Here is a 646-nt window from a genome sequence, read left to right as displayed (position 1 = left end):
GGGAAGCCGTATGCTTAAGCGTTGGATACACACACCACTGCGTCAGCAAACACAACTGACTAAACGTCAAGATGCAATCTCTGCCTTACAACCGCTTTACTTTGAGTTACAGCCGTTTTTACGTCAAATTGGTGATTTAGAGCGTGTATTAGCACGTTTAGCATTACGTTCAGCGCGTCCTCGTGATCTTTCACGCATGCGTCATGCTTTTCAGCAGTATCAAGATATTCATTCTATTCTTGAACAAGCTGATATGCCTTATATTAAAGAGTTACAACAACGTATCAGTCATTTTGATGAACTACGTGAGCTCTTAGAAAAAGCAATTGTAGACACACCACCAGTCTTAGTCCGTGATGGTGGCGTTATTGCGCCAGGTTACCATGAAGAACTAGACGAATGGCGATCGTTAGCTGATGGCGCAAGTGATTACCTTGATAAACTCGAAGTGCGTGAGCGTGAAAAATGGGGTATTGATACCTTAAAAGTCGGCTTTAATGGTGTGCATGGTTATTTTATTCAAGTCAGTCGTGGTCAAAGTAGTTTAGTGCCAATACATTATGTCCGCCGTCAAACACTTAAAAATGCTGAGCGCTATATTATCCCTGAATTAAAAGAGTATGAAGATAAGGTCTTAACCTCAAAA

Annotated in this window: 1 pseudogene; it reads left to right on the top strand. The window is 41.3% G+C overall.

Annotated elements, in window-relative coordinates:
- Nucleotides 1-646 (top strand): annotated as a pseudogene (locus M983_RS16615) (DNA mismatch repair protein MutS); the annotation flags it as partial.

The sequence above is a fragment of the Proteus myxofaciens ATCC 19692 genome, assembly GCF_001654855.1.
Lineage (GTDB): Bacteria > Pseudomonadota > Gammaproteobacteria > Enterobacterales > Enterobacteriaceae > Proteus > Proteus myxofaciens.
This window is presented reverse-complemented; position numbering and strand designations above follow the sequence as displayed.